Consider the following 1,290-nt stretch of genomic DNA (forward strand, 5'->3'; position numbering starts at 1 on the left):
GCCCGGCGGAGGACCTGGCCAGTGCGGCGCCGCGGGCCCGGGCCGGTGCGGAGATCCGCTCGGCCCGGGTGCCGGAGCCCACCTGCCAGCACAGCACCCGGTCCTGGTGCTCGACCAGGACGGACCACGTTCCGACGCGTTCCTCGGTGGCCGCGAGGACCCGGTCGGCCGGGCAGCCGGGCATCTCCTGCCCGGTGACGGTGACCCCGGGCGACCAGCGGAAGGACTGCAGGACGCCGGCGCGGGCCGTCCAGACGACCAGCTCGCCGGCGGAGTTGACCGCGCCGGCCGCGCCGGCGACGCCGCGCGCCACCTCCCACCAGCCGGAGCGGTTGCCCACCCAGAGCGCTCCCGCGCTGTCCTCGGCGAAGACGGCGAGTTCCGCCGCCCGGCCGGACCGTCCGGCCACGATCTCCCGGAGCGTCGGCGGGCCCTGGTTGGTGCGGGTGGCCGGGAGCTCCGGCGGGGAGAGGCCGGGGCCGGTGTAGCCGACGCCGTCCGATCCGCCGGAGACCACCAGCGGCCGGCCCGCGGTGTCGGGCAGCACGGCCAGGCAGGAGGTGCGCGGCAGCGGCCGGTGTGCGCGCAGCAGTTCGCGTCCGCGGGCGGCCCAGGGGCCGAGCGGGGCGGGGCGGCGGTCCGGGTCGTGGTGCAGCGGTTCGGCGACCCAGTCGGCGAGCTCGCCGCTGAAGCCGGCCGCCAGGAGTTCGCGGCGGGCCTGCTGGGCGGCCGTCCGCTGGTCGAGCCGGCCGTGCTCGGGCAGCAGCAGGCTGCGGGCGAGCGTGCCCACCGCGAACAGGTCCTTGGCGGTGGCCGGGAACCCGCCGACCTGCTCGGCCTCCGGCGGGACGTGCCCGGGGGTGAAGACCGCGACCGTGAGCGTGCGGTCCAGCGGGGCGAGGAAGGTCAGGTCGATCAGCTTGACCCGGCCCTCCGGCTCCACGAGGACGTTGGCGGGCGAGATGTCGCGGTGCACCCACCGCTTGCGGTGGAGTTCGTCGACGATCCGGCAGAGCCGGACGAGCACCTCGGCCACGGCGGGCAGGCCGTCCCGGTTGGCCCGTGCCCACCGGTGCAGCGGCACGCCCTCGACCCACGGGGAGATCTGGTAGCCCATCACCCCGTCACCGGGCGGGCTGCCCGGCCGGTGCGGCGAGGGGCCGAGCAGGAAGCTGGGCACCACCAGGGCTGCTGGTTGAACCAGATGGGGTTATGGTGGAGCCAACAAGTTGAAGCCTAAACAATATGGCTTCGCACCAGAGGAGGAAGCCATGGGCATCTTCAGCCGCC

Annotated in this window: 1 pseudogene; it reads right to left on the bottom strand. The window is 75.7% G+C overall.

What is annotated here, in order from left to right:
* A pseudogene (locus tag ABZ641_RS37965) lies at positions 1–1,183 on the bottom strand (hypothetical protein); the annotation flags it as partial.
* Positions 1,184–1,290: the final 107 nt, after the last annotated feature.

Origin of the sequence: Kitasatospora sp. NPDC007106, assembly GCF_040634455.1 — a bacterium.
Classification (GTDB): Bacteria; Actinomycetota; Actinomycetes; order Streptomycetales; family Streptomycetaceae; genus Kitasatospora; species Kitasatospora arboriphila.